Consider the following 25,841-nt stretch of genomic DNA (forward strand, 5'->3'; position numbering starts at 1 on the left):
TCGATGTTTGATGTTATGGAGCAGCAACGATGTTACGCAGCAGGGCAGTCGCCCTAAAACAAAGTTAGGCATCACAAAGTACAGCATCGTGACCAACAGCAACGATTCCGTCACACTGCGCCTCATGACTGAGCATGACCTTGCGATGCTCTATGAGTGGCTAAATCGATCTCATATCGTCGAGTGGTGGGGCGGAGAAGAAGCACGCCCGACACTTGCTGACGTACAGGAACAGTACTTGCCAAGCGTTTTAGCGCAAGAGTCCGTCACTCCATACATTGCAATGCTGAATGGAGAGCCGATTGGGTATGCCCAGTCGTACGTTGCTCTTGGAAGCGGGGACGGATGGTGGGAAGAAGAAACCGATCCAGGAGTACGCGGAATAGACCAGTCACTGGCGAATGCATCACAACTGGGCAAAGGCTTGGGAACCAAGTTGGTTCGAGCTCTGGTTGAGTTGCTGTTCAATGATCCCGAGGTCACCAAGATCCAAACGGACCCGTCGCCGAGCAACTTGCGAGCGATCCGATGCTACGAGAAAGCGGGGTTTGAGAGGCAAGGTACCGTAACCACCCCAGATGGTCCAGCCGTGTACATGGTTCAAACACGCCAGGCATTCGAGCGAACACGCAGTGATGCCTAACCCTTCCATCGAGGGGGACGTCCAAGGGCTGGCGCCCTTGGCCGCCCCTCATGTCAAACGTTAGGCATCACAAAGTACAGCATCGTGACCAACAGCAACGATTCCGTCACACTGCGCCTCATGACTGAGCATGACCTTGCGATGCTCTATGAGTGGCTAAATCGATCTCATATCGTCGAGTGGTGGGGCGGAGAAGAAGCACGCCCGACACTTGCTGACGTACAGGAACAGTACTTGCCAAGCGTTTTAGCGCAAGAGTCCGTCACTCCATACATTGCAATGCTGAATGGAGAGCCGATTGGGTATGCCCAGTCGTACGTTGCTCTTGGAAGCGGGGACGGATGGTGGGAAGAAGAAACCGATCCAGGAGTACGCGGAATAGACCAGTCACTGGCGAATGCATCACAACTGGGCAAAGGCTTGGGAACCAAGTTGGTTCGAGCTCTGGTTGAGTTGCTGTTCAATGATCCCGAGGTCACCAAGATCCAAACGGACCCGTCGCCGAGCAACTTGCGAGCGATCCGATGCTACGAGAAAGCGGGGTTTGAGAGGCAAGGTACCGTAACCACCCCAGATGGTCCAGCCGTGTACATGGTTCAAACACGCCAGGCATTCGAGCGAACACGCAGTGATGCCTAACCCTTCCATCGAGGGGGACGTCCAAGGGCTGGCGCCCTTGGCCGCCCCTCATGTCAAACGTTAGACCGCTATGACAGTCGCCCTCGACGAAGTATCTGAACTAAAGAATTTGCTTTCACCCTTGTTGGATGAATGCACTTTTGAAGAAGTTGAGTGTGGTCAGTCAGATGCTCGAGTGATTCGAGTTCTATTTCCTGATCGCAATACCGCGTATCTAAAGTACGCCTCCGGATCTTCTGCTCAAGAAATTCTTCAAGAGCATCAGCGCACTAGATGGCTCAGAACACGAGCTCTCGTACCGGAAGTGATCTCATATGTCTCGACTTCAACTGTCACCATCCTGTTGACAAAAGCATTGATTGGCCACAATGCCGCTGACGCCGCAGATGCAGATCCAGTTATTGTTGTAGCAGAGATGGCACGAGCGTTACGCGACCTCCATTCGATCTCGCCTGACGATTGCCCATTCGACGAAAGGCTCCACCTGCGACTGAAGCTGGCTTCGGGCCGTTTGGAAGCCGGGTTAGTTGATGAGGAGGACTTTGATCACGCAAGGCAAGGCATGCTGGCGCGGGATGTTTACGAGCAACTTTTTATACAAATGCCTGGAGCGGAGCAGCTGGTAGTCACACATGGCGACGCCTGTCCCGAGAACTTCATCTTCCAAGGTAATGCCTTCGTCGGCTTCATAGACTGCGGTCGGGTCGGGCTTGCCGATAAGTATCAAGACCTGGCGCTTGCATCGAGAAACATTGACGCGGTATTTGGACCAGAACTCACTAACCAGTTCTTCATCGAGTATGGAGAGCCAAATCCGAACATAGCTAAGATTGAGTACTACCGGATCTTGGATGAGTTCTTCTAAGCGCGGTCTAACAATTCGTTCAAGCCGAGATCGCTTCGCGGCCGCGGAGTTGTTCTGTAAATTGTCACAACGCCGCGGCCGCAAAGCGCTCCGGCTTAACTCAGGCGTTAGAGGATTGCATGTACTGTCATCAATGGGCTCTGTTGCAAAGATTGGCGGCAGTCAGAGGTAGGCTGTCGCTCTGCGCCGATCAGGCGGCTGCTGCGAAATGGTGGTTGAGCATGCCCATGGCCTCCGTCAGCGCCGAGGGCCCAATGCCAAAAGCTCTCTCCACAAGGCGCACCTCGCCCCTGATGCCGGGCTGCAGGCACCAGGGGCGAGCCTGTCCTTTGCGCAGGGCTCGCATGACTTCGAATCCCTTGATCGTGGCATAGGCCGTGGGGATCGATTTGAAACCGCGCACCGGCTTGATCAGTATCTTGAGCTTTCCGTGATCGGCCTCGATCACGTTATTGAGATACTTCACCTGCCGGTGGGCCGTCTCCCGGTCCAGCTTTCCTTCGCGCTTCAATTCGGTGATCGCTGCACCATAGCTCGGCGCTTTGTCGGTATTGAGCGTGGCAGGCTTTTCCCAGTGCTTCAGGCCTCGCAGGGCCTTGCCCAGGAACCGCTTCGCTGCCTTGGCGCTGCGGGTCGGCGACAGGTAGAAATCGATCGTGTCGCCCCGCTTGTCGACTGCCCGGTACAGGTAGGTCCACTTGCCCCGCACCTTGACGTAGGTTTCATCCAGGCGCCAGCTCGGATCAAAGCCACGCCGCCAGAACCAGCGCAGCCGCTTCTCCATCTCCGGGGCGTAGCACTGGACCCAGCGATAGATCGTCGTATGGTCGACCGAAATGCCGCGTTCCGCCAGCATTTCCTCAAGGTCGCGATAGCTGATCGGATAGCGACAATACCAGCGCACCGCCCACAGGATCACATCACCCTGGAAATGGCGCCACTTGAAATCCGTCATCGTTCCGTCCGTCCAATCTCCGCCAAGCATGCTCAAGCTTCACGATTTTTGCAACAGAGCCCACACGAGTATTGAGCATAGTCGAGATTGGTGCAGATCACTTCTGATATTGAACTGTCAGGAGCTGGCTGCACAACAGCCATTACGCCCAATCAACTGGTGCAGTCGTCTTCTGAAAATGACATTTGGTATCTCTCATAAACGGATGTTTTTGAGAGAACTATCTTCGGCCTTCACACGCACGAAAGGCGGCGAAGCTCCGCCGTTAATCCGTCCGCCGGAGATCTCGCCCAGGCAGGCTGAAGGCCGAGCAAGCCTGACAGGCCCGAAAAGCCCGGCACGGGCGTCGGCGGCGATGACGGCGGCGGCATTATCCAGGGTTGATGATGGAAGTGGAGGATATCGACAACCTCTCGCGCAACCAAGACATCGCGGTCGGACTGCAAGTGATCTTGAAGCCACGGGCCCGTCCCACCCCGACATGGACCTCGATGCCCGAACGGACGTTAGATTTCGAGTTCTAGGCGTTCTGCGATGAAGGTTGGATCCCAGCCGGGATTGAAAGTGTCGACGTGGGTGAATCCGAGCCGCTCGTATAGGCCACGCAGGTTCGGGTGGCAGTCGAGCCGCAGCTTGGCGCACCCCTGCGTTCGCGCGGCATGGCGGCAAGCCTCGATCAGCGCGGAGCTGACACCCCGGCCCGCATGTGTCCGTCGCACCGCGAGCTTGTGCAGATATGCGGCCTCCCCCTTGAGGGCGTCGGGCCAGAACTCGGGATCCTCGGCCGACAAGGTGCAACAGCCGACGATGCCGTCGCTGCAACTCGCGACTAGGAGCTCGGATCTCAGGACGAAGGTCTCCGCGAATGTCCGGTCGATCCGCGCGACGTCCCAGGCGGGCGTTCCCTTGGCGGACATCCACGCCGCAGCGTCGTGCATCAGCCGCACAACCTCGTCGATATCACCCGAGCAGGCGACCCGAACGTTCGGAGGCTCCTCGCTGTCCATTCGCTCCCCTGGCGCGGTATGAACCGCCGCCTCATAGTGCAGTTTGATCCTGACGAGCCCAGCATGTCTGCGCCCACCTTCGCGGAACCTGACCAGGGTCCGCTAGCGGGCGGCCGGAAGGTGAATGCTAGGCATGATCTAACCCTCGGTCTCTGGCGTCGCGACTGCGAAATTTCGCGAGGGTTTCCGAGAAGGTGATTGCGCTTCGCAGATCTCCAGGCGCGTGGGTGCGGACGTAGTCAGCGCCATTGCCGATCGCGTGAAGTTCCGCCGCAAGGCTCGCTGGACCCAGATCCTTTACAGGAAGGCCAACGGTGGCGCCCAAGAAGGATTTCCGCGACACCGAGACCAATAGCGGAAGCCCCAACGCCGACTTCAGCTTTTGAAGGTTCGACAGCACGTGCAGCGATGTTTCCGGTGCGGGGCTCAAGAAAAATCCCATCCCCGGATCGAGGATGAGCCGGTCGGCAGCGACCCCGCTCCGTCGCAAGGCGGAAACCCGCGCCTCGAAGAACCGCACAATCTCGTCGAGCGCGTCTTCGGGTCGAAGGTGACCGGTGCGGGTGGCGATGCCATCCCGCTGCGCTGAGTGCATAACCACCAGCCTGCAGTCCGCCTCAGCAATATCGGGATAGAGCGCAGGGTCAGGAAATCCTTGGATATCGTTCAGGTAGCCCACGCCGCGCTTGAGCGCATAGCGCTGGGTTTCCGGTTGGAAGCTGTCGATTGAAACACGGTGCATCTGATCGGACAGGGCGTCTAAGAGCGGCGCAATACGTCTGATCTCATCGGCCGGCGATACAGGCCTCGCGTCCGGATGGCTGGCGGCCGGTCCGACATCCACGACGTCTGATCCGACTCGCAGCATTTCGATCGCCGCGGTGACAGCGCCGGCGGGGTCTAGCCGCCGGCTCTCATCGAAGAAGGAGTCCTCGGTGAGATTCAGAATGCCGAACACCGTCACCATGGCGTCGGCCTCCGCAGCGACTTCCACGATGGGGATCGGGCGAGCAAAAAGGCAGCAATTATGAGCCCCATACCTACAAAGCCCCACGCATCAAGCTTTTGCCCATGAAGCAACCAGGCAATGGCTGTAATTATGACGACGCCGAGTCCCGACCAGACTGCATAAGCAACACCGACAGGGATGGATTTCAGAACCAGAGAAAGAAAATAAAATGCGATGCCATAACCGATTATGACAACGGCGGAAGGGGCAAGCTTAGTAAAGCCCTCGCTAGATTTTAATGCGGATGTTGCGATTACTTCGCCAACTATTGCGATAACAAGAAAAAGCCAGCCTTTCATGATATATCTCCCAATTTGTGTAGGGCTTATTATGCACGCTTAAAAATAATAAAAGCAGACTTGACCTGATAGTTTGGCTGTGAGCAATTATGTGCTTAGTGCATCTAACGCCTGAAATAAGCCGTGCCGCGAAGCGGCATCGGCTTGATTGAATTGTTAGACGGCAAACTCGAGCCAATACTTGTGCAGGCCAACAATATTAGACGAGCACAGCATGGGCATTGCCGCTTTGATCTTCTCCAGTGACCAATTCCACCACTCCATCTCCAGAAGCAATGAAATTTCCTCATCGGTGAAGCGTTTCTTAATCTTCTTAGCGGGATTTCCGCCAACGATAGCGTAAGGCTCCACATCTTTTGTCACCAACGAGCGGCTGCCTATCACCGCACCGTGCCCGATCTTGATTCCGGGCATGACCATTGCCTCAGAGCCGATCCAAACGTCATTGCCAATGACAGTATTACCTGCTTTTTGGAAGGCATCGAGTGCGCTTGAGAATGCAGGTTCTTCCTGCATATAAAAGAACGGGAAAGATGATGCCCAGTCGTACCGATGCCCCTGATTGCCAGCCATGATAAAGGAAGCCCCACTCCCGATAGAGCAGAAACTACCGATGATCAACTTATCAACGTCATCACGGTCCGGAAACAGATACCGTGCGCAGTCATCGAATGAGTGCCCATGATAGTAGCCAGAGTAATAGCTGTACCGCCCAACTTTGATATTGGGGTTCTTCACTTGCTCAGAAAGCAGCTTGCCTTTGAAGGGGCTATCAAAGTAGTTGGTCATAAGAGATCCCGCGGTCTGTGACTTTGCCGTCTAACGTTTGAAATAAGGGGCAGGACAAAGCGCTAGCTTTGGACTGTCCCTGTTGATTGAAGGGTTAGAGGGTTGCCTTTTATTGGAAAATAGACAGTGATTAAATTAAAGGCCGGAAGATTTTCTTCCGATAGCTCTGCCAATTAATCCACAAGCCCATGTGCCAGCAACAACCAGTGGTGGATTGCTTCCAATGTTTGGAATAACAACAAACGCGATAAATAAAAACGCCAGACTAAAACCTAATGCATACAGTCTTCCAAGGAAAACAGCATCATGTTGGGCATGCTTTTTTTTAAACTCAGTCGGGCTGCTAATTGATGTGCCAACTAAGTTTGCACCACATTGAATGCATCTTAAGCTTGTTGGTAGATTTTCAGTGTTGCATTGATGGGCTCTGTTGCAAAAATCGTGAAGCTTGAGCATGCTTGGCGGAGATTGGACGGACGGAACGATGACGGATTTCAAGTGGCGCCATTTCCGGCTCTGTTGCAAACTGATCCGATTTTCGGTGATCTGTCTTGCCGAGAGTGAGGGTGGCGCGATGTCAGGGTTCAAAGGGCGGCATTTTGAGGGTGAGATCGTGCTTTGGGCGGTGCGATGGTACTGCCGGTATGGCATCAGCTACCGGGATCTTGAGCAGATGATGGGCGAACGTGGCGTGAATGTTGACCATTCCACGATCTACCGCTGGGTTCAGAGATACGCCCCGGAGATCGAGAAGCGGCTGCGCTGGCAATGGCGCCGCCCTGCCTCGACGAGTTGGCGGGTCGATGAGACCTATATCAAGGTTCGTGGTGCCTGGACGTATCTGTATCGCGCGGTCGACAAGGACGGGAACACGATCGATTTTTATCTCTCGCCAACGCGGAATACGAAGGCTGCGAAGCGTTTCCTGGGCAAGGCGCTGGGCGGGTTGAAGGACTGGGAGAAACCCGAGATCATCAATACCGATAAGGCGCCGACCTACACCGCCGCCATTGCTGAACTGAAAGCGGAAGGCAAATGTCCCAAGGATACCCAGCATCGCCAGGTGAAGTATCTGAACAACGTCGTTGAGGCTGACCATGGCAAGCTGAAGCAGCTGATCCGGCCGGTGCGGGGTTTCAAGACACTGAAGACGGCGTATGCGACGATCAAAGGCTTCGAGGTGATGCGGGCCCTGCGCAAGGGACAGGCAGCTGCCTTCAATCTCACCCGCGACATTTGCGGCGAGGCGCGGCTGGTCGAGCGTGCCTTCGGCCTCGGCGCTTGCGCCCTCACCGAAGCCATTCAACTCATCGGCAAACGGATGGAACTTGAAGCAGCCTAATGGGCACCGCTCGAACAGCCATGAGACGAACTGCGCCCGTCATCACAGTTTGCAACAGAGCCCGATCAGGGTCGCCAGATGCAGCGGATAGACCCGCGCGATCCGCGCCCACAGGAAGCCGCGATACGAGAACTGCTTCTCGCCCGCCGCCTGCAGATAGACGTGGCTGAGGATGAAGCCGGACAGGACGAAGAACAGTTCGACCCCCAGATAGCCCTTGTCCACCAGGCCGGACCGCCCGGCGCCCGCCAGGTTTTCCCAGAAGGTGTAGATGGCCACCCAGATCGCCGCGCCGAAGCGCAGGGCTGTGATGGGGCGAAGATCAGCAGGTGTCTGGACGGGGGTCATGGTCTCACCTTGGCACGACAGCCTTTTCGAACCGTGAAGGCGCGCAAAGGTTGTGCCTGAGGCGAGCCTCCGGCCTTCAGATCAGCGGCGGACGGGACATTCGACCCGTCCGAGCCCCGCTTGCGGCACCTCCATGGGGATCGGCAAGGGGCGCATCCGGCGGCACGGCTGGCGACGCTGGATCGTGCGGGCGATCAGGGCGATCTCGTCCACCCATCCCCACACGGGTTCCTTATGTGTGCGGTGCATTTCTTCCATGGCTTGATCTCCTTTCCTGTCGCCATATTGGGCTTGACGCGGAGGTCTGACAAACGAGACCATGGCGGCGACACATAAGGCCAGCCTATGTCAGACAGTCTTTCCCGCATTCCCCTGGACGCCCTGCGCGTGTTCGAGGCGGCGGCGCGCCTGCTCAGCTTCACCCGCGCCGCCGAGGCCCTGGGCATGACCCAGGCCGCCGTCAGCTGGCGCATCCGCGATCTGGAGGAGCGGCTGGGCCGCGCCCTGTTCGTGCGCGGCGCCCGTCAGGTGGCCCTGACGCCGGAGGGCGAACGGCTGGGCTCGGCGGCGACCGAGGCCATCAGCCTGCTGCGCCGCGCGGTGACGGAGGTCACTGACGCCGATCAGGGCGTGCTGGCCATCACCACCCTGCAGACCATGGCGACCCAGTGGCTGGCGACGCGGCTGGGCGGCTTCCAGCTGGCCAATCCCGATCTGGCGGTGCGGGTCGACACCAGCGCCACCCTGTCCACCCTGGGCGGCGACGGGCTGGATCTGGCGATCCGATTCGGTTCAGGCCGCTGGCCGGGGCTGGAGAGCCGCTTCCTGATGCCGGGCGTCTTCACCCCCCTGTGCACCCCCGCCATGCGCGACCGGCTGAAGCTGACGCGGCCTGAAGACCTCAAACACGCCCATCTGATCGGCGAACCGACGGAATGGACCGCCTGGTTCGCCGCCGCCGGGGTCGCGCCCGCCGACACCGCCGCTCCGCCCCGCCTGACCGCCGACAATCAGGCGATGGAGGTCGCCGCCGCCATGGGCGATCAGGGCGTCGCCCTGGGGTCGCCCATTCTCTATGCGCGCGAAATCGAGCAGGGCCTTCTGGCGCGCCCCCTCACCCAGACCATCGCCCTGGCCGAGGGTTACTGGGTCTGCTACCCGCCCGGCCGCCGCCTTCAGCCCAAGATCGCCCGCTTCCGCGACTGGATTCTGGACACCGCCCGCGACGACCCCCGCGTGGTCGAAGGCGTCCGTCTGGCCGGGCGCGAGATCGGTGAAGCGGGCGGCTGAACAAACAAAAAGGGCGGAGCCTTGCGGCCCCGCCCTTCTGCACTTCAGCAACGGTTGGCTTGGACTTAGAAGTCCATGCCGCCCATGCCGCCCATGCCGCCCATGTCGGGAGCAGCAGCGCCGCCGCCCTTCTTGGGTGCGTCAGCGACAGCAGCTTCCGTCGTGATCAGGATGCCGGCGACCGAAGCGGCGTCTTGCAGAGCTGTGCGGACGACCTTGGCGGGGTCGATGACGCCCATCTTGACCAGATCGCCGTATTCTTCGGTCTGGGCGTTGAAGCCGAACGAGGCTTCGTTGTTTTCCAGCACCTTGCCGACGACGATCGAACCTTCGACGCCTGCGTTTTCCGAGATCTGACGGATCGGAGCCTGCAGGGCGCGACGGATGATGGCGATGCCGGCGTTCTGGTCGGCGTTGTCGCCCTTGACGTCAGCCAGGATCTTCGACGCCTTCAGCAGCGCAATGCCGCCGCCGGGAACGATGCCTTCGTCAGCCGCGGCGCGCGTGGCGTTCAGGGCGTCGTCGACGCGATCCTTCTTTTCCTTCACTTCGACTTCGGTCGAACCGCCGACGCGCAGAACAGCGACGCCGCCGGCCAGCTTGGCCAGACGTTCCTGCAGCTTTTCCTTGTCGTAGTCGGACGTGGTGTCTTCGATCTGGCGCTTGATCTGGGCCACGCGGGCTTCGATCTCTTCCTTGCCGCCAACGCCTTCGACGATGGTGGTGTCTTCCTTGGTGATCGAGACCTTCTTGGCCTTGCCGAGCATGTCCAGCGTGACCGACTCAAGCTTGATGCCCAGGTCTTCCGAGATGACCTGGCCGCCCGTCAGGATGGCGATGTCTTCCAGCATGGCCTTGCGGCGGTCGCCGAAGCCCGGAGCCTTGACGGCGGCGACGCGCAGGCCGCCGCGCAGCTTGTTGACGACCAGGGTCGCCAGGGCTTCGCCTTCGATGTCCTCAGCGATGATCAGCAGAGGACGGCCCGACTGCACCACGGCTTCCAGGATCGGCAGCATGGCCTGCAGCGAGGTCAGCTTCTTCTCGAACAGCAGGATGAGCGGCTCTTCGAGAACAGCCTCCATCTTGTCTGCGTTGGTGATGAAGTAGGGCGACAGGTAGCCGCGGTCGAACTGCATGCCTTCGACGACGTCGACGGTGGTGTCGGCGGTCTTGGCTTCTTCGACGGTGATCACGCCCTCGTTGCCGACCTTGGCCATCGCCTGAGCGATCAGCTCGCCGATTTCCGAGTCGCCGTTGGCCGAGATGGTGCCGACCTGCGCGATTTCCGAGTTGTTGGAGACCGGCTTGGAGTTCGACTTGATCTCTTCCAGCACCAGGCCGACAGCCTTGTCGATGCCGCGCTTCAGGTCCATCGGGTTCATGCCGGCGGCGACGGCCTTCAGGCCCTCTTGCACGATGGCCTGAGCCAGGACGGTTGCGGTGGTGGTGCCGTCGCCCGCCTTGTCGTTCGTCTTCGAAGCGACTTCGCGGATCATCTGGGCGCCCATGTTCTCGAAGGCGTCTTCCAGCTCGATCTCTTTGGCGACCGAAACGCCGTCCTTGGTCGAGCGCGGGGCGCCGAAGGACTTCTGGATCACCACGTTGCGGCCCTTGGGACCCAGGGTCACCTTGACGGCGTTGGCCAGGACGTTGACGCCGCGCAGCATCTTGTCGCGCGCGTCGGTGTTGAACTGTACGATTTTAGCGGCCATGCGGGCTGCTCCTATCTAGGATTTTATTGAAGAAGGTCGTCGACGCGGGTGCTTAGGACAGCACGCCCAGAACGTCGGATTCCTTCATGATGATCAGGTCTTCACCGTCGATCTTCACTTCCGTGCCCGACCACTTGCCGAACAGGATGCGGTCGCCAGCCTTCAGTTCCAGAGCATTGACCTTGCCGCTGTCGTCGCGGGCGCCGGGGCCGACGGAGACGACTTCGCCTTCCTGCGGCTTTTCCTTGGCGGTGTCGGGGATGATGATCCCGCCCTTGGTCTTGGATTCTTCTTCAACGCGCTTGACCAGCACGCGGTCGCCGAGCGGACGAAACGCCATCGGACTTCTCCCTGATGAAACCCCCGAAATCGGGGCATTCTGAAACGGTGAGCGGCACCCTTGCGATCGCCGTTTTGGCAGCCGACCAGCGAGAGTGCTAACGCATCGGGCAAGTAGGGGGACTGGGTGACACCGTCAAGACAATGGCGGAAAACAAACCGCCGCACCCCGACGCCCAGGACGCGGATTTGATGCGCCCGCGATCCCCTGACGCCCCCTCAGGCGATGAACTGAAGATGAACGCACGCCTCAGCAGCACGTTCAGACGGCGCCCCTTAAAAGAGGATCAGACCATCGGTCATGAACAGCGTGTTCGACCGGTTCACCGTTTCAGAGGAGACAGCGCCGTGAAGACCATCAGCAAGATCGCCGCCACCGCCTTCGTTCCGCTCATGGCTGTCACCATCATGGCCGCCAGCCCGGCAGACGCCCAGAGCCGCTACCGCGACTATCGCGACAACGGCCATAACGGCCGCGACGACACAGGCCGCAACGCCCTGCTGGGCGCCGCCATCGGCGGCATCGCCGGGGCCATCTACGGCAATGGCGACGGCAGCTATGTCGCAGGCGGCGCCCTGGCCGGCGCGGCCCTGGGGGCCGTCGCCTCCAACCGCGGCTCCAACTGCGAATACTACCGCGGCGGCCAGTGCTACCGAAACCAGGGCCACTGGGAGCGTGAGCACGGCATCAACAGCCGCAACGGCGGCTACGACTACCGCTACGGCCCCGACCGCCGCGACTATCGCTACGACCGTCGGGACTATGGCCGCGACAACCGCCGCGACTACCGTTACGACCGCCGCTGGTAAGCGACGACAGGTCGAGAATGAAGAAAGGGCGCTCCGCAGGGAGCGCCCTTTTTCGTTGCTAGTTCATCAGACGGGTCATCAGGGCGGCGGTGGACGGGTCCAGATCGGCGGATGGGCCGCCTGCGTGGACGTCCTTCAGGATCGCCTTGGCCAGCACCTTGCCCAGTTCGACGCCCCACTGGTCGAAGCTGTTGATGTCCCAGATCACGCCCTCGACGAAGGTCTTGTGCTCATAAAGCGCGATCAACGCGCCCAGCGCCTGGGGCGTCAGCCGCGCCATGACGATGGCGGTCGAGGGGCGGTCGCCGGTGAAGGTGCGGTGGGTCGAAAGCCGGGTCGCCTCTTCTTCCGACAACCCTTGCGCCAGACCTTCGGCCTTGGCGGCCTCGGTCGACTTGCCCACCATCAAGGCCTGCCCCTGGGCCAGGGCGTTGGACCAGAGCGGCGATTCCGGCGTGTCCTCATAGGTGCGGGCCACGATTACGAACTCGGCGGGCACGACCTGCGGTCCCTGGTGGATCTGCTGGAAGAAGGCGTGCTGGCCGTTGGTGCCGGGTTCGCCGAACACGACGGGGCAGGTCTGGCGCGTGACGGGGGTTCCGTCGCGATGCACCCGCTTGCCGTTCGATTCCATCTCCAGCTGCTGCAGGAAGGACGGCAGGCGGCGCAGCGCATGGGCATAGGGCGCAACCGTCCGCGCCGGACGGTTCAGACCATCGACATTGAACACCTGGGCCAGGGCCAGCAGCACCGGCGCATTCTTCTCCAGCGGCGCCGAGGCGAAATGGTCGTCCATCGCCGCCGCGCCGTCCAGCAGGCCCTGGAACACATCCCAGCCCAGGGCGATGGCGCAGCTCAGGCTGACCGCCGACCACAGCGAATACCGCCCGCCGACCCAGTCCCGGAACGCAAATGTGCGGCCGCAGCCGAACTGGGCCGCCTTGTCCGGCGCCGCCGTCACGCCGATGAAATGCCTGGTCATTCCGTCCGCAGGCAGGGCCGCCGCCAGCCAGGCCTTGGCCGCCTCGGCATTGGCCAGGGTTTCTTGCGTGGTGAAGGTCTTGGACACCACCACCACCAGCGTCGTCTCGGGATCCAGCCCGGTCAGGGCCTCGGCCATGTCGCGCGGGTCGATATTGGCCACGAATCTCAGGTCGATGGCCGGGTCCAGCGGGCGCAGGGCGTCCCAGACCACGCGCGGCCCCAGATCCGATCCGCCGATGCCCACATGGACGATGGCCTCAAACCGCCTGCCCGTGGCCCCGGCCTCAGCGCCCGACCGCACAGCCTCGGCATAGGTTTTCATCTCGGCCCGCACGGCGTCCACTTCGGCCGACACCGGCTCGCCCAAGGCGTGGAAGTCCGCCCCGACCGGCGCGCGCAGGGCCGGATGCAGCACCGCGCGGCCTTCGGTCAGATTGACCGCCTCGCCCGCGAACAGGGCCGCGCGCCGTCCCTCGACATCGCTGGCGCGCGCCAGATCGAGGCAGGCGTCGAACGCCTGACGCGTCCAGCTCTGTTTCGACAGGTCCAGATAAAGACCCGCCGCCTCGACCGACATCCGCTCCAGACGGTCGGGATCGGCGGCGAACTGATCGACAATGCGCGTGCGCGCCGTCTCGGCTGCGGTGCGGTCGAAGGTCGTCCAGGCGTCGGCGCGCGTCATCAGGCAGTCCTCTGGGGAGCGAAGAAGGTAAACTCTCGTTTACGGCTCAGGGTTACACCCGTTCAACGTCCTAGCCGACGATGAAACAGGAAGTCAGCCCATGTCCTGCGGCCTTGCTCTCACAATCGCCCTGGCGATGTCCAATCCTGCTGTGGCGCTTGCCGCCGAACAGCCCCCCGCAGCGGTCGGCGCGCCGGTCTCGGTGGCGGGCGAGCCGCTGTTCGCCGACATCATCGCCCGCTCCGGCGCATTGAAGTCCGTCGTCGACGGCTGGTCCGCCTCCAAGGCCGCCGATGACGCCGCCTTCTTCACCAGCCAGGCCTTCACCGGCTTCAAGACCCAGGCCGACGCCTTGGCCGATCTGGATATGCAGGGCCACCTGATCCTGAAGGAGCGCGGCACCGACGGCGATCTGAAATGCATCCTGCGCGGCATCTCCGAGGACATCCCCAAGAAGATCGCCGCCGTCCAGGCCGCAGCCACCCCCGCCGAGCGCGCCGTGGCCCTGTCGGAGCTGTCCTATCTGCTGAACGACAACGTCGAAGTCATCACCGCCCCGCCCCAGCCGGAAGTCTGAGGCTCTAGGCGACATGTCTCCCTCCCCCTGCGGGGGAGGGCAGGCCGCGCAGCGGCCGGGTGGGGGCGGCGCCGCGATACGGCGCGGACCGAAGCCAGCTTCAAGTCGCCCGGCCGTCCCCACCCGGTCTCGCCTGCGGCTCGACCACCCTCCCCGCAGGGGGAGGGAGACGCCGATTTCACCCCGTCACCGTCTCCGGATATTTGATCGCGCAGCCATAGGGCTGGGCGAAGGCGGTGCGGACCGGGCGTTCGGCCTTCACATCCTCCAGCGCGGCGCGGACGAAGTTGTTCGCCCCCTCCAGGTCCTCGACCTTGCTGGTCGGGCGGTCGTCGATGCCGCCTTCGAAGACCAGGCGCCCCTGGGCGTCAATCACCCGCATGTCCGGCGTCGTCTTGGCGCCATACAGTTTGCCGACCTCGCCGGTCGGGTCCAGCAGCAGATGGGCATAGGCCGACTGGTGCTTGGCCTTGTAGGCGCGGGCGGCGTCGCCCTCGACAAAACCTTGGGTGCCCGGCGCCGACGAGACGATGGTCAGCCAGACCACCCCATCCGCCTGGGCCTCGCGCTGCAGGGCCTGCATCGCGCCGGTGTAATGTTTCTGGACATAGGGACAGCCCTCGTTGGTCCATTCCAGAACCACGGTCTTGCCCCGGAAGTCGGCCAGCGAACGCTGAACCCCGTCGGCGTCGACCAGGGTGAAGGCGGGGGCCAGCCCCTCTTGAGCCGCAGCGGGCGCGGATGCGTTTTCAGCGGCGGGCGCCGAGGCCTGCGGCTGGCAGGCGGCTAACAACGCCGCAGAGGCGGCGACAACAAACAGACGGCGTAGCATTCAGACACTCCCCCATGTTCAGGGTCGGCGTCAGCGCGCCGACTTCAGGGAGTCTAACACCACGCCTTCCGTCAGCAGCTGCGGCAATATGCGCGGCTCTCCGCCGCCCGCTGGATACATCAGATACAGCGGCACGCCCGAGCGTCCGCGCCGCTCCAGCTCATAGGTGATGGCGTCGTCGCGGCGGGTCCAGTCGCCCACCAGATAGACGGCGTTCGCCTGCTCCAAAGCCTCGGCCACGCGCGGCGAGGACAGGGCGGCGCGCTCATTGATCTTGCAGGTCACGCACCAGTCGGCGGTGAAGTTGACGAGGACCGGACGCCCCTGCGCCTGCGCCGCCTCGACCGCCTCGGCGGACCAAGGCTGGGCCGACAGGGCCCGGCCTTCGCTGGAGGCGCTGTCCACCACCGGCGAACCGCCCGCCAGAACCGCCAGACCCAGGGTCGCGATCAGGACGACGATGGCGGCCAGACCGGCGATCAGGCCTTTGCGGCCATGCGCCCGCTCGGTCTGGGTCAGGCCGAACAGCCACAGGCCCAGCGCCGCCGTCAGGCCCGCGATCAGCAACAGGCCCAGACCATCGGCTCCGGTCTGGCGCGAGAACACCCAGGCCAGCCACAGGGCCGCGCCATACATGGGGAAAGCCAGCAGGCCCTTGAGCCGGTCCATCCACGGCCCCGGACGCGGGAAGCGCCGCAGCAGGCCGGGCGAGAAGCTGATCGCCACATAGGGAAGGGCCAGACCCAGACCCAGCATCAAGAAGACCAGCAGGGCGGCGGGCCAGGGCATCAGCAGGGCCGCTCCCAGCGCCGCCGCCATGAAGGGCGCTGTACAGGGCGCCGCGACCACCACGGCCAGCACGCCCGTGAAGAAGGCTCCCGCTCCGCCCGACAACCGCGACAGACGCCCCGAACCCGCACCCTGCAGACCTGCGCCGATCTGGAAGACGCCGGACAGGTTCAGACCCACGGCCAGCATCAGCAGGGACAGACCCGCGATGACGGCGGGCGACTGCAGCTGGAAGCCCCAGCCGACGGCCTCACCGCCCGCACGCAAGGCCAGCAGCAGCCCCGCCAGGATCAGGAAGGTGACCAGCACGCCCAGACCGAACAGCAGGCCGTCGCGGCGCGCCTCTCTGGCCTGATGGGCGGTGGCGGCCAGGGACGCGGCCTTCATCGCCAGAATGGGGAAGACGCAGGGCATCAGGTTCAGGATCAGCCCGCCGATCAGGGCGAACAGGGCCGCCTGAACAATGGCTGCGGCGTCCAGGGCCGATGAAGCCTTGCCCCCGTCCGCCTCGCCGGACAGGGCGCCCTGCCCCGATGCGCCCGCCAGCGCAGGGCCGGGATTGGCGGTGATCTCCCAGGCGCCGATGTCGGTGGCCAGAACACCCGAGATCGGACCCTTCAGCCCTGTGGCGCGGATTTCGCCGCCCTGGGCCAGCGACAGGGTCAGGCCGTTGGCGCCCCGCTGGCCGGTCTGGTCGGCGGCATGGTCGATGATCCCGCCTTCGAACGGGAAGAAATGGGCGCGGCCGATCTTGGCGCCCGCCAGAGGTCCGCCCGTGGCGCTCAGGGTCAGGATGCCGTGCGACAGCGAGATGGCGGCGTCTATGCCTGCGGGACGCGGCGCCGCCTCCAGCACAGCCTGAACCGCCGCGCCGTGTTTCGCATCCAGCGGCGGCGTTCCCTCGCGCACCGGCAGGTCCAGCCGCAGCTGCATCGGCACGGGCACGCACATCTGGTCGCTGCACACAAGGAACAGGGCGTCGGCGATCAGCGGCAGGCTGGCTCCCGGCCGGGCCGAGGCCGGAACCTCGATCGTCACCGGCAGATAGACCTCGCCGGAATAGCCATAGTTGATCAGGCTCAGCAGGCGTTGGCGTTCCGGCAGGGGCCAGGTGATCGCGCCCGCCTTCACCCCTTCGGGCAGGGTCCAGTCCAGGGTCGTCGGACCGCCGGAATCGCCAGGATTGCGCCAATAGGTGTGCCAGCCGGGCGCGATCTTCTGACGAACCGCGACCACCACCGTCGAACCGGGCGCGGCCCAGCTCGACAGAGGAACAAGCTCCGCCTCGATATTGTCGGCCTTCCGGGGCCCCGGCGCGACATCGGCGGCGGCGGCGGGGGCTCCGGTTCGGCTGACGATCTGGGCCGCAGCCCCTTCGGGCGCTGCGACAGCGAAAGACAGCAGGGCAAGGGCGGCGAGGAGGACGGCAGGCAGGCGCAAGACAAATATCCGGTCAGCTACCCGCCCAGCCTTAAGCCCTTACGCGTCTGCGATCCATGGCGACGCGGCGTCGCGTCAACGCGGACGGGCGTCGATCACCACCGAAGCCCGGCGGCGCAGCGGCTCGTCCAGCCCCTCGGCCGTCACCGCCCCCGCATCCCCCGCCGCCGTCACGTCAAACGCCGGGGCCGGCAGGCCGCGCGAAACCAGGGCCATGGCCGCCGCCCGCGCCCGCCGCTGCGACAGGGTCAGGTTGGCTTCTGGCGCTCCGACATTATCGGCCAGCCCCACGACTTTCACGCTGCGGACGCTGCAGTTGCTGATCTGATTGGCGGCGGCGTCTATCGCCGTGGTCGCCGCGTCCGTCAGCCGCGCCTGATTCTCCACGAAATAGACATCGAAGCTGATCGGCGCGCAGCTCGACTCGCCCACCACCAGCGTCGTCCTTTTCGGCGTCGGCGCACAGGCCGCCAGGACCACGCCCGCCAGCATCACCACCTTGAAACCCGTATTCATCCCCACTCCCCTGCCGCATCACGCGGCCCTGATTCCTTCACGAAAAAGGGCGGCCCGCCGTCGACGAGCCGCCCCTGGAATGTCATTCCGACGCGAGCGCCGAAATCGACAGGCCGATCAATAGCGGCGCTGACCGTTATCCCAGTAGCACTCATCCTGACGGTTGTCGTAGCAGTAGTAGTAGCGGCCTTGGTTGTCGCGGTAGCGCTGTTGGTTGTTGCGGTCCTGGCTGGAGCCGCGGATGGCGCCCGCCGCGCCGCCGACAGCTGCGCCGAGCAGGGCGCCCGTGGCTGCATTGCCGCTGCCGACGTTGTTGCCGATGATGGCGCCGGCGACAGCGCCTAGGCCTGCACCCACGGCGCCCTGACGGACAGCCTGGTTCGGGCCGCTGTTGTTATAGCCGTAAGGGTCGCTGGCGCAGGCCGAAGCCAGCAGACCGGCGCCGGCAATCGCGATGATGGCCTTGTTCATGGTGGAATCCTCTTGTCCCGTTTGTCCGCCCCGAAGGGGGGAACGCTGGATTATGGCTCCGGTTCCCTGACGAGGCGAGTTCAAAAGCCTGTACTATCTTAATGAAATGCGCTGGCGGACATGAGGTTGCGCGAAAAACGGTGCGCCGTGCGAAGCGAGCGACGGACCTGAAATCTTCTCTGCGACAATCAGTCCTAAAAGCCAAGCTTAGACGGAACGGCAATCTCGGAGAGACGTTCGTCCCGCATGAGCGACACCTTGACACCTGATCCGACCGCACGCGCGGACGACCGTCCCGCCCTGAGCCCGCACGTCGCCCTGAAGCGTGTGGTGATGCTGGTCAATCCCCTGTCCGGCAGCGTGGGGCCGCGGGCCGCCGATGAGGCCAAGGCGATCCTGGCCGACTATGATCTGGACGCCACGGTGCTGACGCTGGACGGCGCAAACTTCGAGCAGTCCATAGATGACGCCTTCGCGGCCAAGCCGGACGCCATTCTGGTGCTGGCGGGTGACGGCACCGCCCGTTCCGTCGCCACCAAGGCCAAGCCGGATGGGCCGATGATCGCCCCCTTGCCCGGCGGCACCATGAACATGCTGCCCAAGGCCCTGTACGGCACGGCTGACTGGAAGGCGGCGTTGAAGCTGGCGCTGGAGGAAGGCGCGTCCCAGCCGGTCTCGGGCGGCGAGGTGCAGGGCGAATATTTCTATTGCGCCGCCATTCTCGGCTCACCGGCCCTGTGGGCGCCTGCGCGCGAGGCCATTCGAACCGGCAAGGTCAAGCTGGCCGTTCAGTATGCGCGGCGGGCGTTGAAGCGGGCCTTCTCCGGCCGTCTGCGCTTCAAGCTGGACGGCGGCGAGAAACGCCGCACCGAGGCCCTGGTCCTGATTAGCCCGATGATCTCCAAGGCGATGGAGGATCCAATCGGCCTGGAAGCCGCCGCCATGGACCCGTCGGACACGTCCCAGGCCTTCCGTCTGGCCGCCACCGCCCTGTTCAGCGACTGGCGTCATGACCCCGCCGTCTCGACCCGGCCCGCCAAGCTGATCGAGGTGCGGGCCCGCTCCAAGATTCCCGCCGTTATTGACGGCGAGCCGATCCTGTTGAAATCAGACGCCGTGATCCGCTTCATTCCCAAGGCCTTCAAGGCGCTGGCCCCCCTGCCCCCGGCGGCTGAGGGCAGCCTCTAGTGGGGCGCATCCTTCAGTTCTCCGACGTTCATTTCGGATGTGAACACAAGCGCGCCTGCGCCGCCGCCCTGGACTACGCCCACGCCACGCCCAATGATCTGGTGCTGATCACCGGCGACATCACGCAAAAGGGTTATCCCGCAGAGTTTGCGGCGGCGCGCGACTGGATGCGCGCCATGCCCGAGCCGCGCTTCGTCATCGTCGGCAATCATGACGTGCCCTATTGGGACGCCATCGCCCGCGTCTTCCATCCCTGGCGGGCGTTCGAGACGGCGACCGGGTTTCCCGCACACGACGGCCAGTTCGCTTCACACGAAGTGATGGTGCGCGGCGTGGTGACGGCGCGCGGTTTCCAGGCCCGCCCCAACTGGTCAAAGGGCGTGATCGACCTGGACCAGACCCGGCGCGCGGCCGAGGCTCTGCGCCAGGCCCCGATCGGGGCCCTGCGCATCCTGGCCTGCCACCATCCCCTGATCGAAATGGTCGGAACGCCGATGACCGGCGACGTCAAACGGGGCGACGAGGCGGCCCTGATCTTCGCTGAGGCGGGGGTGGATTTGATCATGACGGGCCACGTCCATGTGCCCTTTGCCATGCCGATCCCGCTGGCCGACCACTGCTCCTATGCGGTCGGATGCGGAACCCTGTCGCATCGTGAGCGCGGTTCGCCGCCTGGATTCAACCAGGTCGATTGGGATGCGACGACCATCACCGTCACCGCCCTGGCCTGGGATGGCGCGGCCTATCATTCGCATCAGGTCTGGCGCCTGCCGCGCCGCCAGGACACGCGAAAGGCCGCCACCGCGCCCGACCCCAACGTGCCCGGCGAACTGGAGAAGGCGGTCGTCTGACGGCCTGTCATTTTCAAGGATGCCGCAAAGGAAAGGGGCCGGAACTTGCGTTCCGGCCCCTTCGTCTTTCGCCTTGTCGGCGATCCGCTATATTTTGGTACCGCGTCCACGAAGTCCGCCCGCAACAAGAGCGATGACGAACAGGATGATGGCGATCACAGCGATGAATTTGGCGATCTCGAACGAGAAGTTCGCGATGCCGCCGAAGCCGAGAACGGCTGCGACCAAGGCCACGACCAGGAAGATAATTGCCCAACGAAGCATGGCGTTAGCTCTCCTGTGTTAAGGTTGCCGACGGCGGCCCCAGGGCCGGTCATCAGTCACTTCATCAACGTTCCCGAGCCAACGCCGTTCCGAAGAACAGCGCGGAAACCGCCTTAACGGCGGCGACGCCGTCCATAGTTGCTGTTGTCGATCTTGCGGTCCGCCACCATGCTGGCGACGATCGCGGCCAGAGCCGGATTGCGCAGCAGCAGGAAGGCCGCGCCCAGTCCGCCGACCGCGCCGACGATCGGACGTTCACGGACGATATGCAGCAGTTTGCCGACCAGGCCTTCCGGTTCGTCGTCCTCATCCTCGTCGTCATGCCCATCGCCCTTCAGGAAGACCAGGGACGTGATCAGGGCCACAAGCGCGAACAGTCCGAAGGTGACGGCTGCGGCGCCCAAGGGCGTCAGCACCAGGCTCAACCCATAGAAGATGGCCAGCCCGAGGAAGACCACGGCCAGAAACAGGCTGGCGGCGACCACGCTGACCGCCACAAGGCGCTTTATGATGCCCTTGAACATCAGCGACGACGGCCGGCGAGCAGCAGGCCGATCACCACGCCGACGCCCAGGGCGATGGCGGTGGATTGCAGCGGACGCTCTTGCACGCGCTCGACGACATAGCGCTGGGCTTCGTCCAGACGCTCGGCGGCGTCGTCATAATACTCGCGGCCCTGTACGCGGGCCTTTTCGTAATAGTCACGGGCCTGTTCGCGCACTTCGTCGCTCTTGGCGCGCAGACGGGCTTCCGCCTCGCTCGCCTTTTCGCGCAGGCGCTGGGTTTCCTCGCGCGCGCCGGTCTTCAGATCCTCCTTGAGGGTCTTCAGGTCGTTCTTGATGTCTTCTCGTGCCTTGGTGGTGGCCATGATGCGCGCTCCGATTTCAAGCTTTACAATAGAATAGGGAAGCCCGACTGCCAACGCCACACCGTGGTCAAGGTTCCCGCAACGCAACAAAGCGACTGGCTCTCGTCAGGCGCCAATCGTCGCATTAGAAGAAACGCATGACTCGCTGGCTGTTTCCACCCCGCCCGACCCCGTCCCTGCCGATCGTCGGCGACGACCGACGCTTTGCGGTTCGCCGCATCCTGTGCGTGGGCCAGAACTACGCCGCCCATGCGCGCGAGATGGGATCGGACCCGGAAAAACAGACGCCCTTCTTTTTCTCCAAGCCCGGCGACGCGGTCGTGTCCGATGGCGCGAACCCGGCCTATCCGACCGCGACCGGAAATCTGCACTATGAGGCCGAACTGGTCGCCGCCATCGGCGAAGACAGCCAGATCATCGGCTGGGCGGTCGGCTGCGACCTGACGCGTCGCGACCTGCAGGCCGAGGCCAAGAAGGCGGGCCGCCCGTGGGATGCGGCCAAGGGCTTCGACCAGTCCGCCCCCTGCGGCCCCCTCACCCTGGGCGCCCTGCCCGATCCGGCGGGGGTCATCAGCCTGACGGTGAACGGCGAGACGAAACAATCCGGCACGCTGGACGACATGATCCTGAACCCCGCCCGCATCGTCGAGGCGGCGGGCAAACTATGGGCGCTTGAGCCCGGCGACCTGATCTTCACCGGCACCCCGTCGGGCGTCGGCCCCGTGGTGAAGGGCGACAGGGTCGTCGTCAGCATCACGTGTCTGGAAACCCTCAGCTTCGAGATCGTCTGATGATCCTGCACGGCTATTGGCGTTCCGGCGCCAGCTACCGGGTCCGCATCGGTCTGGCGCTGAAGGGCCTGGACTATGAACTGTCGGCCCATGACCTGCGCAAGGGCGAGCAGAAACAGGCCGACTATCTGGCGCTGAACCCCCAGGGCATGGTTCCCGCCCTTCAGGACGGCGATCTGGTCATCACCCAAAGCCCCGCCATTCTGGAGTGGCTGGAGGAGACGCACCCCGAACCGGCCCTGCTGCCGAACACCGCCAACGACCGCGCCATCGTCCGCGCCATGGCCGCCCTTATCGGCTGCGACATCCACCCGCTGAACAATCTGCGCATCCTGAAGTCCCTGCGTCACGACTTCAACGCCGATCAGGACGCCGTCGACGCCTGGGCCGCGCGCTGGATCGCGCCGGGATTCGACGCCCTGGAGACGCTGGTGAAGCAGCACGGGCGCGGCTGGAGCTTCGGCGACGCCCCGAGCCTGGTCGATTGTTATCTGATCCCGCAGCTGTATTCGGCGCGCAGATTCAACATCGATCTGTCGCCCTGGCCGGTTCTTCTGGCGGTCGAGGAGCGTGCGAACGCCCACCCCGCCTTTGTTTCCGCCCACCCGGACCGCCAGCCCGACGCCGACGCCTGAGCGCATATCAGCGGTGGATAAGTAAGGATCGCGTAACGTCTCGCTCAGCGTCCCTTAAGTATTCCGCGTCATTGTCCGAGGGTGACGTATTCTCCCGCCACACCTTCGGCGTCTTCGCCCACCCATCGCCTGGCCCTCGCCGTGGTGACCGAGCCTGCGCGTGCGACGTCCGCCTTCATGACCGCGCCGTCCGGCGCGCGGGAGGAGGCCATGCGTTTCCTGCTGCAGACCGGGGCGGACGCGGGCGTCAAACTGATCGCCACCCGGCCTGAAGGCGACAACGAACGTCTGCTGGGACAGGCCTGGCCCTTCCCCTCGCCCTTCCAGGTCACCGTCCGCACCGTGGCCCTGAGCGAAGGTCTGGACCGGATCGAGGCCCGCGCGCGCCGTTCGCTGGAGCGGATGGGCCTGCCGCGCGGCGAGGTGCTGCTGGTGTCCAACGCCGCCGATCTGGCCGGCGCAGAAGGCCGCGCCCTGTGGGATCGCCTGCAGAAGCTGAAGGACCGGGGTCTTTACCGCAGCATCGGATTCTGCGCCTCGCTTGAGGATCAGCCCGCCATGCTGGCGCGGCGGCTGAATGCGGATGTCGTGCAACTGCCCTGCAATCTGCTGGACCAGCGCGCCGTTCGCGAGAACGTGCTGGACGCGGTCAAGGACGCCGGCGCGGCCGTGCATCTGTCGTCCGTCTTTGCAGGCGGCCTGCTGTTTGCGGGCGGGGATGATCTTCCGCCGGAGCTGGCCGAACACGCCCAGGCCCTGTCGCGCACGCGTCGGCGCCTGGCCGAGCAGCGCTGCGACCCCATGCAGGCGGCCCTGGGTTACGCCCTGTCGCTGAAGACCGTCGACAAGATCGTCGCCAGCGTGGCCTCCGCCGCCGAACTGCGCGCCATCCTGGCCGCCGCCCACGCGCCCTGCCCCGACCTGGACTGGTCGACGCTGGCGCTGGAGGCGCCGGCGGGTTTCACCGCCGACGCCCGCGCCCGGATCAGTAGCGCAGCCTGATCCCGACATAGCCCGAACGACCGGGCTCGCCGTAACCGAACACCTGCTGATAGTGTTTGTCGGTCAGGTTCTCGATCCGCGCGGTCAGGGTGATGTTGTCCGTCAACACATAGGCCGCGTTCAGATTGCCCGTGACAAACCCCTTGCGGACCACGGTCGAGAAGCCGCCCGAGTCATCCTGATCGTCTTCTGCACGCACCGTCAGGGTGCCGGACAGACGCTCGCCGGTCCAGCCCAGGGTCGCCGAGGCTGTATTTTCCGGCACGCGCAACAGGCGCGCGCCCGTCGTGCGGTCCGTGGCGTCGGTCCAGGCATAGGCCAGGGTCAGGTCGAAGCCTGCGCCCAGACGCGCGCTGCCTTCCAGCTCGACGCCGTCAGAACGGGTCTTGGCGATGTTGATGTAGCGGCCTGCGACGTAGGAGATCTGGTTTTCGATGTTCAGGCGATAGACCGTCGCACGACCGTCGAAACGACCATCCGGCGAAGCCCAGCCCAGCGCCAGCTCGACGCTGTCGGCGGTTTCAGGCTTCAGTTCCGGCCAGGGTTTGGGCGCATAGCACCAGTCGCACAGGGCCTGGACGACAGTCGGCGCCTTGAAGCCGGTGCCATAGGCGCCCGAGACGGTGAAACCCCCGTTCAGGTGATAGGCGGCCGAAACCCGGCCCGTGGTCTTGGAGCCGAAATCGTCGGTGTCGTCGTAACGCAGACCGCCCGTCAGGTTCAGTGCGCCCGCATCATATTGCGCCATGCCGAAGACCGAGGTCGTGCCCAGATCCCGCGACAGGCCCGTGGACAGGTCGCCCTTGGATTCTTCACGTTCGGCGCCGAAGGCGTAGGCGATGTTCTGGGTCTTGCCGTCCGCCTGCCAGCGATAAACCTGACGGTCGCCACTGAAGGTCGAACCGGCGCCGCCGCTGTAGGTGGTGCGTTCGATGTCCGAGGCCGAGACGCTGAACTGATGCTTCAGACCAAAGGCCTGGGTGGTGACCCGCGCAAAGCCGGACCACTGCTCGCTGTCCGCCGTGTCGTCCGTATCGGCCAGGCTGTAGTTCGGGGCCGGGAAACCGTCTATCTCGACATGGCTCTTCACCCAGCGGACAGAACCGTCGATCTTGGTCGTGTCGTTGAAGGCGTAGCGACCCTTGGCGCCGACGGTGGTGTTGCGAAGGCCGTCGCGCTCGGTGTTGCCGTCGCGCTCGTCGGCGGCCGAGATGCCGTCGGTTTCAAAGCGCGAGACATAGGCGCCGAATGCGTATTTGTCGTTGGCGACGCCCGCCGACAGGCGGCCGCGCACGGTCGAGAAACTGCCGGCTTCAGCCTCGGCGCGCATGCCCTGGACTTCCTGGGTGGTGAAGGAGATCACGCCGCCGATGGCGTCCGACCCCCACAGCGACGACTGCGGGCCGCTGAGCACTTCGATGCGGTCGATGTCGGCCAGTTCAAAACTGCCGAAGTCAAAGGCGCCATTGATCTCGGCCGGATCATTGACGGGCGCCCCATCCACCAGAACCAGAGTCTTTCCGGGCGCGGCGCCGCGCATGCGGACCTGGGTCAGGCCGCCGAAGGCGCCGGTGCGGGCGATGGACAGGCCTGGCACGGTCGTCAGGATGTCGGCGGCGAAGACTGCGCCATGTTGTTCAATCGTCTGGCTGTCGATGACGCGGGCGCCGGGCGTGTCGGCGACGATGGCGGGCAGGCGGGTGGCGGTGACGACGACGTCGCTGACCTGCACCGCGTCTTCGGCCATGGCGGGCGCGGCGATGGCGACGACCGAGAGCGCGGCCGAGGCGAGAAGAATGGAACGCTTCATTGAGCGAAATCCCCGTTGCGGCCCCGCGAATGCGCGCGAGAGACCGATGTGAACGAACCGATCCGCCAGACCCGCTGGGGGCTGGACGGCGCAA

General features: G+C 63.7%; 31 protein-coding genes and 1 pseudogene. 12 read left to right on the plus strand and 20 right to left on the minus strand.

The genetic code is table 11. From position 1 onward, the window contains the following. Positions 1-88: 88 nt before the first annotated feature. From KWG56_RS14210 to aph(3')-XV, 3 genes are all read left to right on the plus strand, one after another. Complete coding sequence (locus tag KWG56_RS14210; RefSeq protein WP_003159191.1) at positions 89-643, plus strand: aminoglycoside N-acetyltransferase AAC(6')-Ib4; 555 nt, start codon at positions 89-91, stop codon at positions 641-643. Positions 644-727: 84 nt separating this feature from the next. After that, entirely contained in the window at positions 728-1,282 is a 555-nt protein-coding gene (locus KWG56_RS14215) for an aminoglycoside N-acetyltransferase AAC(6')-Ib4 (protein WP_003159191.1), read from the plus strand. A 70-nt stretch (positions 1,283-1,352) separates the two neighbouring features. Next, complete coding sequence (gene aph(3')-XV, locus KWG56_RS14220; protein WP_033945914.1) at positions 1,353-2,147, plus strand: aminoglycoside O-phosphotransferase APH(3')-XV; 795 nt, start codon at positions 1,353-1,355, stop codon at positions 2,145-2,147. 190 nt (positions 2,148-2,337) lie between these two features. Here the strand turns inward: aph(3')-XV and KWG56_RS14225 are convergent, their stop codons facing one another. The 6 genes from KWG56_RS14225 to KWG56_RS14250 form a co-directional block, all read right to left on the minus strand. Continuing rightward, positions 2,338-3,102: an IS6-like element IS6100 family transposase gene (locus KWG56_RS14225; RefSeq protein ID WP_001389365.1), complete on the minus strand. Its 765-nt coding sequence runs from the start codon at positions 3,100-3,102 to the stop codon at positions 2,338-2,340. Between the two features lie 506 nt (positions 3,103-3,608). Further along, positions 3,609-4,109, minus strand: coding sequence for a GNAT family N-acetyltransferase (locus tag KWG56_RS14230; protein ID WP_000376623.1), 501 nt, complete (start codon positions 4,107-4,109; stop codon positions 3,609-3,611). 127 nt (positions 4,110-4,236) lie between these two features. Then, entirely contained in the window at positions 4,237-5,076 is an 840-nt protein-coding gene (gene sul1 / locus KWG56_RS14235; protein WP_000259031.1) for a sulfonamide-resistant dihydropteroate synthase Sul1, read from the minus strand. Continuing rightward, positions 5,070-5,417, minus strand: a complete 348-nt coding sequence (locus KWG56_RS14240) for a quaternary ammonium compound efflux SMR transporter QacE delta 1 (RefSeq protein ID WP_000679427.1) — start codon at positions 5,415-5,417, stop codon at positions 5,070-5,072. The genes sul1 and KWG56_RS14240 overlap by 7 nt, the downstream gene beginning before the upstream one ends. Before the next feature lie 156 nt (positions 5,418-5,573). After that, on the minus strand, positions 5,574-6,206 hold the full coding sequence (locus KWG56_RS14245) for a type B-3 chloramphenicol O-acetyltransferase CatB3 (protein WP_000186237.1): 633 nt from the start codon (positions 6,204-6,206) through the stop codon (positions 5,574-5,576). 135 nt (positions 6,207-6,341) lie between these two features. After that, positions 6,342-6,704, minus strand: a complete 363-nt coding sequence (locus tag KWG56_RS14250; RefSeq protein WP_219352635.1) for a hypothetical protein — start codon at positions 6,702-6,704, stop codon at positions 6,342-6,344. A 76-nt stretch (positions 6,705-6,780) separates the two neighbouring features. Here KWG56_RS14250 and KWG56_RS14255 point away from each other — a divergent pair, with 76 nt between their 5' ends. Beyond that, on the plus strand, positions 6,781-7,548 hold the full coding sequence (locus tag KWG56_RS14255) for an IS6 family transposase (protein WP_066521070.1): 768 nt from the start codon (positions 6,781-6,783) through the stop codon (positions 7,546-7,548). A gap of 57 nt (positions 7,549-7,605) precedes the next feature. Here KWG56_RS14255 and KWG56_RS14260 read toward each other — a convergent pair. Then, a pseudogene (locus tag KWG56_RS14260) lies at positions 7,606-7,896 on the minus strand (acyltransferase family protein); the annotation flags it as partial. Between the two features lie 81 nt (positions 7,897-7,977). After that, a complete protein-coding gene (locus KWG56_RS14265) occupies positions 7,978-8,145 on the minus strand; it encodes a hypothetical protein (RefSeq protein WP_219352636.1) in 168 nt (55 codons plus the stop codon). Positions 8,146-8,241: 96 nt separating this feature from the next. Here KWG56_RS14265 and KWG56_RS14270 point away from each other — a divergent pair, with 96 nt between their 5' ends. Further along, on the plus strand, positions 8,242-9,186 hold the full coding sequence (locus KWG56_RS14270; RefSeq protein WP_219352637.1) for a LysR substrate-binding domain-containing protein: 945 nt from the start codon (positions 8,242-8,244) through the stop codon (positions 9,184-9,186). A gap of 65 nt (positions 9,187-9,251) precedes the next feature. On the opposite strand, the gene groL is transcribed toward KWG56_RS14270, so the two are convergent. Together groL and groES are read right to left on the minus strand one after the other, a co-directional pair. Next, on the minus strand, positions 9,252-10,898 hold the full coding sequence (gene groL / locus KWG56_RS14275) for a chaperonin GroEL (RefSeq protein WP_201098785.1): 1,647 nt from the start codon (positions 10,896-10,898) through the stop codon (positions 9,252-9,254). 52 nt (positions 10,899-10,950) lie between these two features. Continuing rightward, positions 10,951-11,238 (minus strand): co-chaperone GroES, encoded by a 288-nt coding sequence (groES, locus tag KWG56_RS14280; RefSeq protein ID WP_123288102.1) that lies wholly within the window; start codon positions 11,236-11,238, stop codon positions 10,951-10,953. A gap of 347 nt (positions 11,239-11,585) precedes the next feature. Between groES and KWG56_RS14285 the strand changes: the two genes are divergently transcribed. After that, positions 11,586-12,047: a hypothetical protein gene (locus KWG56_RS14285; RefSeq protein ID WP_244999526.1), complete on the plus strand. Its 462-nt coding sequence runs from the start codon at positions 11,586-11,588 to the stop codon at positions 12,045-12,047. Between the two features lie 58 nt (positions 12,048-12,105). Here the strand turns inward: KWG56_RS14285 and pgi are convergent, their stop codons facing one another. Continuing rightward, positions 12,106-13,713 (minus strand): glucose-6-phosphate isomerase, encoded by a 1,608-nt coding sequence (pgi, locus tag KWG56_RS14290; protein ID WP_219352638.1) that lies wholly within the window; start codon positions 13,711-13,713, stop codon positions 12,106-12,108. 100 nt (positions 13,714-13,813) lie between these two features. On the opposite strand from pgi, the gene KWG56_RS14295 reads away from it, so the two are divergent. Continuing rightward, a complete protein-coding gene (locus tag KWG56_RS14295; RefSeq protein ID WP_219352639.1) occupies positions 13,814-14,290 on the plus strand; it encodes a hypothetical protein in 477 nt (158 codons plus the stop codon). 178 nt (positions 14,291-14,468) lie between these two features. On the opposite strand, the gene KWG56_RS14300 is transcribed toward KWG56_RS14295, so the two are convergent. The 4 genes from KWG56_RS14300 to KWG56_RS14315 all read right to left on the minus strand — a co-directional run bounded on the left by KWG56_RS14300 (position 14,469) and on the right by KWG56_RS14315 (position 18,338). Then, positions 14,469-15,122 (minus strand): thioredoxin family protein, encoded by a 654-nt coding sequence (locus KWG56_RS14300; RefSeq protein WP_219352640.1) that lies wholly within the window; start codon positions 15,120-15,122, stop codon positions 14,469-14,471. A gap of 30 nt (positions 15,123-15,152) precedes the next feature. Beyond that, the gene (locus KWG56_RS14305; RefSeq protein ID WP_219352641.1) at positions 15,153-17,351 is read right to left on the minus strand and encodes a protein-disulfide reductase DsbD family protein; all 2,199 of its coding nucleotides are present in this window, start codon (positions 17,349-17,351) and stop codon (positions 15,153-15,155) included. A gap of 75 nt (positions 17,352-17,426) precedes the next feature. Continuing rightward, positions 17,427-17,867, minus strand: a complete 441-nt coding sequence (locus KWG56_RS14310) for an OmpA family protein (RefSeq protein ID WP_219352642.1) — start codon at positions 17,865-17,867, stop codon at positions 17,427-17,429. 117 nt (positions 17,868-17,984) lie between these two features. Beyond that, positions 17,985-18,338 (minus strand): glycine zipper domain-containing protein, encoded by a 354-nt coding sequence (locus KWG56_RS14315; RefSeq protein WP_201098751.1) that lies wholly within the window; start codon positions 18,336-18,338, stop codon positions 17,985-17,987. Between the two features lie 246 nt (positions 18,339-18,584). Here KWG56_RS14315 and KWG56_RS14320 point away from each other — a divergent pair, with 246 nt between their 5' ends. Both KWG56_RS14320 and KWG56_RS14325 read left to right on the plus strand, forming a co-directional pair. Further along, the gene (locus KWG56_RS14320; RefSeq protein WP_219352643.1) at positions 18,585-19,526 is read left to right on the plus strand and encodes a diacylglycerol/lipid kinase family protein; all 942 of its coding nucleotides are present in this window, start codon (positions 18,585-18,587) and stop codon (positions 19,524-19,526) included. Next, positions 19,526-20,377: a metallophosphoesterase family protein gene (locus KWG56_RS14325; RefSeq protein ID WP_219352644.1), complete on the plus strand. Its 852-nt coding sequence runs from the start codon at positions 19,526-19,528 to the stop codon at positions 20,375-20,377. Before KWG56_RS14320 ends, KWG56_RS14325 begins: the two co-directional genes overlap by 1 nt. A gap of 87 nt (positions 20,378-20,464) precedes the next feature. Here KWG56_RS14325 and KWG56_RS14330 read toward each other — a convergent pair whose 3' ends face one another. The 3 genes from KWG56_RS14330 to KWG56_RS14340 all read right to left on the minus strand — a co-directional run bounded on the left by KWG56_RS14330 (position 20,465) and on the right by KWG56_RS14340 (position 21,509). Beyond that, on the minus strand, positions 20,465-20,641 hold the full coding sequence (locus KWG56_RS14330) for a DUF1328 domain-containing protein (protein ID WP_201098739.1): 177 nt from the start codon (positions 20,639-20,641) through the stop codon (positions 20,465-20,467). Between the two features lie 113 nt (positions 20,642-20,754). After that, positions 20,755-21,165, minus strand: coding sequence for a hypothetical protein (locus KWG56_RS14335; protein ID WP_219352645.1), 411 nt, complete (start codon positions 21,163-21,165; stop codon positions 20,755-20,757). Continuing rightward, on the minus strand, positions 21,165-21,509 hold the full coding sequence (locus tag KWG56_RS14340; protein ID WP_219352646.1) for an ElaB/YgaM/YqjD family protein: 345 nt from the start codon (positions 21,507-21,509) through the stop codon (positions 21,165-21,167). Before KWG56_RS14340 ends, KWG56_RS14335 begins: the two co-directional genes overlap by 1 nt. Positions 21,510-21,646: 137 nt before the next feature. Here KWG56_RS14340 and KWG56_RS14345 point away from each other — a divergent pair, with 137 nt between their 5' ends. Together KWG56_RS14345 and maiA are read left to right on the plus strand one after the other, a co-directional pair. Then, entirely contained in the window at positions 21,647-22,300 is a 654-nt protein-coding gene (locus tag KWG56_RS14345; RefSeq protein WP_219352647.1) for a fumarylacetoacetate hydrolase family protein, read from the plus strand. Further along, positions 22,300-22,935 carry a maleylacetoacetate isomerase gene (maiA, locus tag KWG56_RS14350; RefSeq protein WP_219352648.1) on the plus strand — a complete coding sequence of 212 codons (636 nt, stop codon included), beginning with the start codon at positions 22,300-22,302 and terminating at the stop codon, positions 22,933-22,935. Before KWG56_RS14345 ends, maiA begins: the two co-directional genes overlap by 1 nt. Positions 22,936-23,003: 68 nt before the next feature. Here the strand turns inward: maiA and KWG56_RS18820 are convergent, their stop codons facing one another. Further along, a complete protein-coding gene (locus KWG56_RS18820; protein ID WP_244999768.1) occupies positions 23,004-23,147 on the minus strand; it encodes a hypothetical protein in 144 nt (47 codons plus the stop codon). Between KWG56_RS18820 and KWG56_RS14355 the strand changes: the two genes are divergently transcribed. Continuing rightward, positions 23,080-23,937, plus strand: coding sequence for an aldo/keto reductase (locus KWG56_RS14355; RefSeq protein ID WP_244999748.1), 858 nt, complete (start codon positions 23,080-23,082; stop codon positions 23,935-23,937). The genes KWG56_RS18820 and KWG56_RS14355 overlap by 68 nt on opposite strands. Here KWG56_RS14355 and KWG56_RS14360 read toward each other — a convergent pair. Next, the gene (locus KWG56_RS14360; protein ID WP_219352650.1) at positions 23,921-25,747 is read right to left on the minus strand and encodes a TonB-dependent receptor plug domain-containing protein; all 1,827 of its coding nucleotides are present in this window, start codon (positions 25,745-25,747) and stop codon (positions 23,921-23,923) included. The two genes, KWG56_RS14355 and KWG56_RS14360, sit on opposite strands and share 17 nt — an antisense overlap. Positions 25,748-25,841 lie beyond the last annotated feature (94 nt).

This window comes from Brevundimonas nasdae (assembly GCF_019395145.1).
Taxonomy (GTDB): Bacteria; Pseudomonadota; Alphaproteobacteria; order Caulobacterales; family Caulobacteraceae; genus Brevundimonas; species Brevundimonas nasdae.

Coding starts and splice junctions, on each gene's coding strand:
- KWG56_RS14360 (WP_219352650.1), bottom strand. CDS start 25,747: ATGAAGCGTTCCATTCTTCTCGCCTCGGCCGCGCTCTCGGTCGTCGCC.
- groL (WP_201098785.1), bottom strand. CDS start 10,898: ATGGCCGCTAAAATCGTACAGTTCAACACCGACGCGCGCGACAAGATG.
- KWG56_RS14300 (WP_219352640.1), bottom strand. CDS start 15,122: ATGCTACGCCGTCTGTTTGTTGTCGCCGCCTCTGCGGCGTTGTTAGCC.
- maiA (WP_219352648.1), top strand. CDS start 22,300: ATGATCCTGCACGGCTATTGGCGTTCCGGCGCCAGCTACCGGGTCCGC.
- KWG56_RS14320 (WP_219352643.1), top strand. CDS start 18,585: ATGAGCGACACCTTGACACCTGATCCGACCGCACGCGCGGACGACCGT.
- KWG56_RS14335 (WP_219352645.1), bottom strand. CDS start 21,165: ATGTTCAAGGGCATCATAAAGCGCCTTGTGGCGGTCAGCGTGGTCGCC.
- KWG56_RS14240 (WP_000679427.1), bottom strand. CDS start 5,417: ATGAAAGGCTGGCTTTTTCTTGTTATCGCAATAGTTGGCGAAGTAATC.
- groES (WP_123288102.1), bottom strand. CDS start 11,238: ATGGCGTTTCGTCCGCTCGGCGACCGCGTGCTGGTCAAGCGCGTTGAA.
- KWG56_RS14310 (WP_219352642.1), bottom strand. CDS start 17,867: ATGAATACGGGTTTCAAGGTGGTGATGCTGGCGGGCGTGGTCCTGGCG.
- sul1 (WP_000259031.1), bottom strand. CDS start 5,076: ATGGTGACGGTGTTCGGCATTCTGAATCTCACCGAGGACTCCTTCTTC.
- KWG56_RS14255 (WP_066521070.1), top strand. CDS start 6,781: ATGTCAGGGTTCAAAGGGCGGCATTTTGAGGGTGAGATCGTGCTTTGG.
- KWG56_RS14245 (WP_000186237.1), bottom strand. CDS start 6,206: ATGACCAACTACTTTGATAGCCCCTTCAAAGGCAAGCTGCTTTCTGAG.
- KWG56_RS14330 (WP_201098739.1), bottom strand. CDS start 20,641: ATGCTTCGTTGGGCAATTATCTTCCTGGTCGTGGCCTTGGTCGCAGCC.
- KWG56_RS14345 (WP_219352647.1), top strand. CDS start 21,647: ATGACTCGCTGGCTGTTTCCACCCCGCCCGACCCCGTCCCTGCCGATC.
- KWG56_RS14270 (WP_219352637.1), top strand. CDS start 8,242: ATGTCAGACAGTCTTTCCCGCATTCCCCTGGACGCCCTGCGCGTGTTC.
- KWG56_RS14230 (WP_000376623.1), bottom strand. CDS start 4,109: ATGGACAGCGAGGAGCCTCCGAACGTTCGGGTCGCCTGCTCGGGTGAT.
- KWG56_RS14265 (WP_219352636.1), bottom strand. CDS start 8,145: ATGCACCGCACACATAAGGAACCCGTGTGGGGATGGGTGGACGAGATC.
- pgi (WP_219352638.1), bottom strand. CDS start 13,713: ATGACGCGCGCCGACGCCTGGACGACCTTCGACCGCACCGCAGCCGAG.
- KWG56_RS14295 (WP_219352639.1), top strand. CDS start 13,814: ATGTCCTGCGGCCTTGCTCTCACAATCGCCCTGGCGATGTCCAATCCT.
- KWG56_RS18820 (WP_244999768.1), bottom strand. CDS start 23,147: ATGGCCTCCTCCCGCGCGCCGGACGGCGCGGTCATGAAGGCGGACGTC.
- KWG56_RS14315 (WP_201098751.1), bottom strand. CDS start 18,338: ATGAACAAGGCCATCATCGCGATTGCCGGCGCCGGTCTGCTGGCTTCG.
- KWG56_RS14340 (WP_219352646.1), bottom strand. CDS start 21,509: ATGGCCACCACCAAGGCACGAGAAGACATCAAGAACGACCTGAAGACC.
- KWG56_RS14225 (WP_001389365.1), bottom strand. CDS start 3,102: ATGACGGATTTCAAGTGGCGCCATTTCCAGGGTGATGTGATCCTGTGG.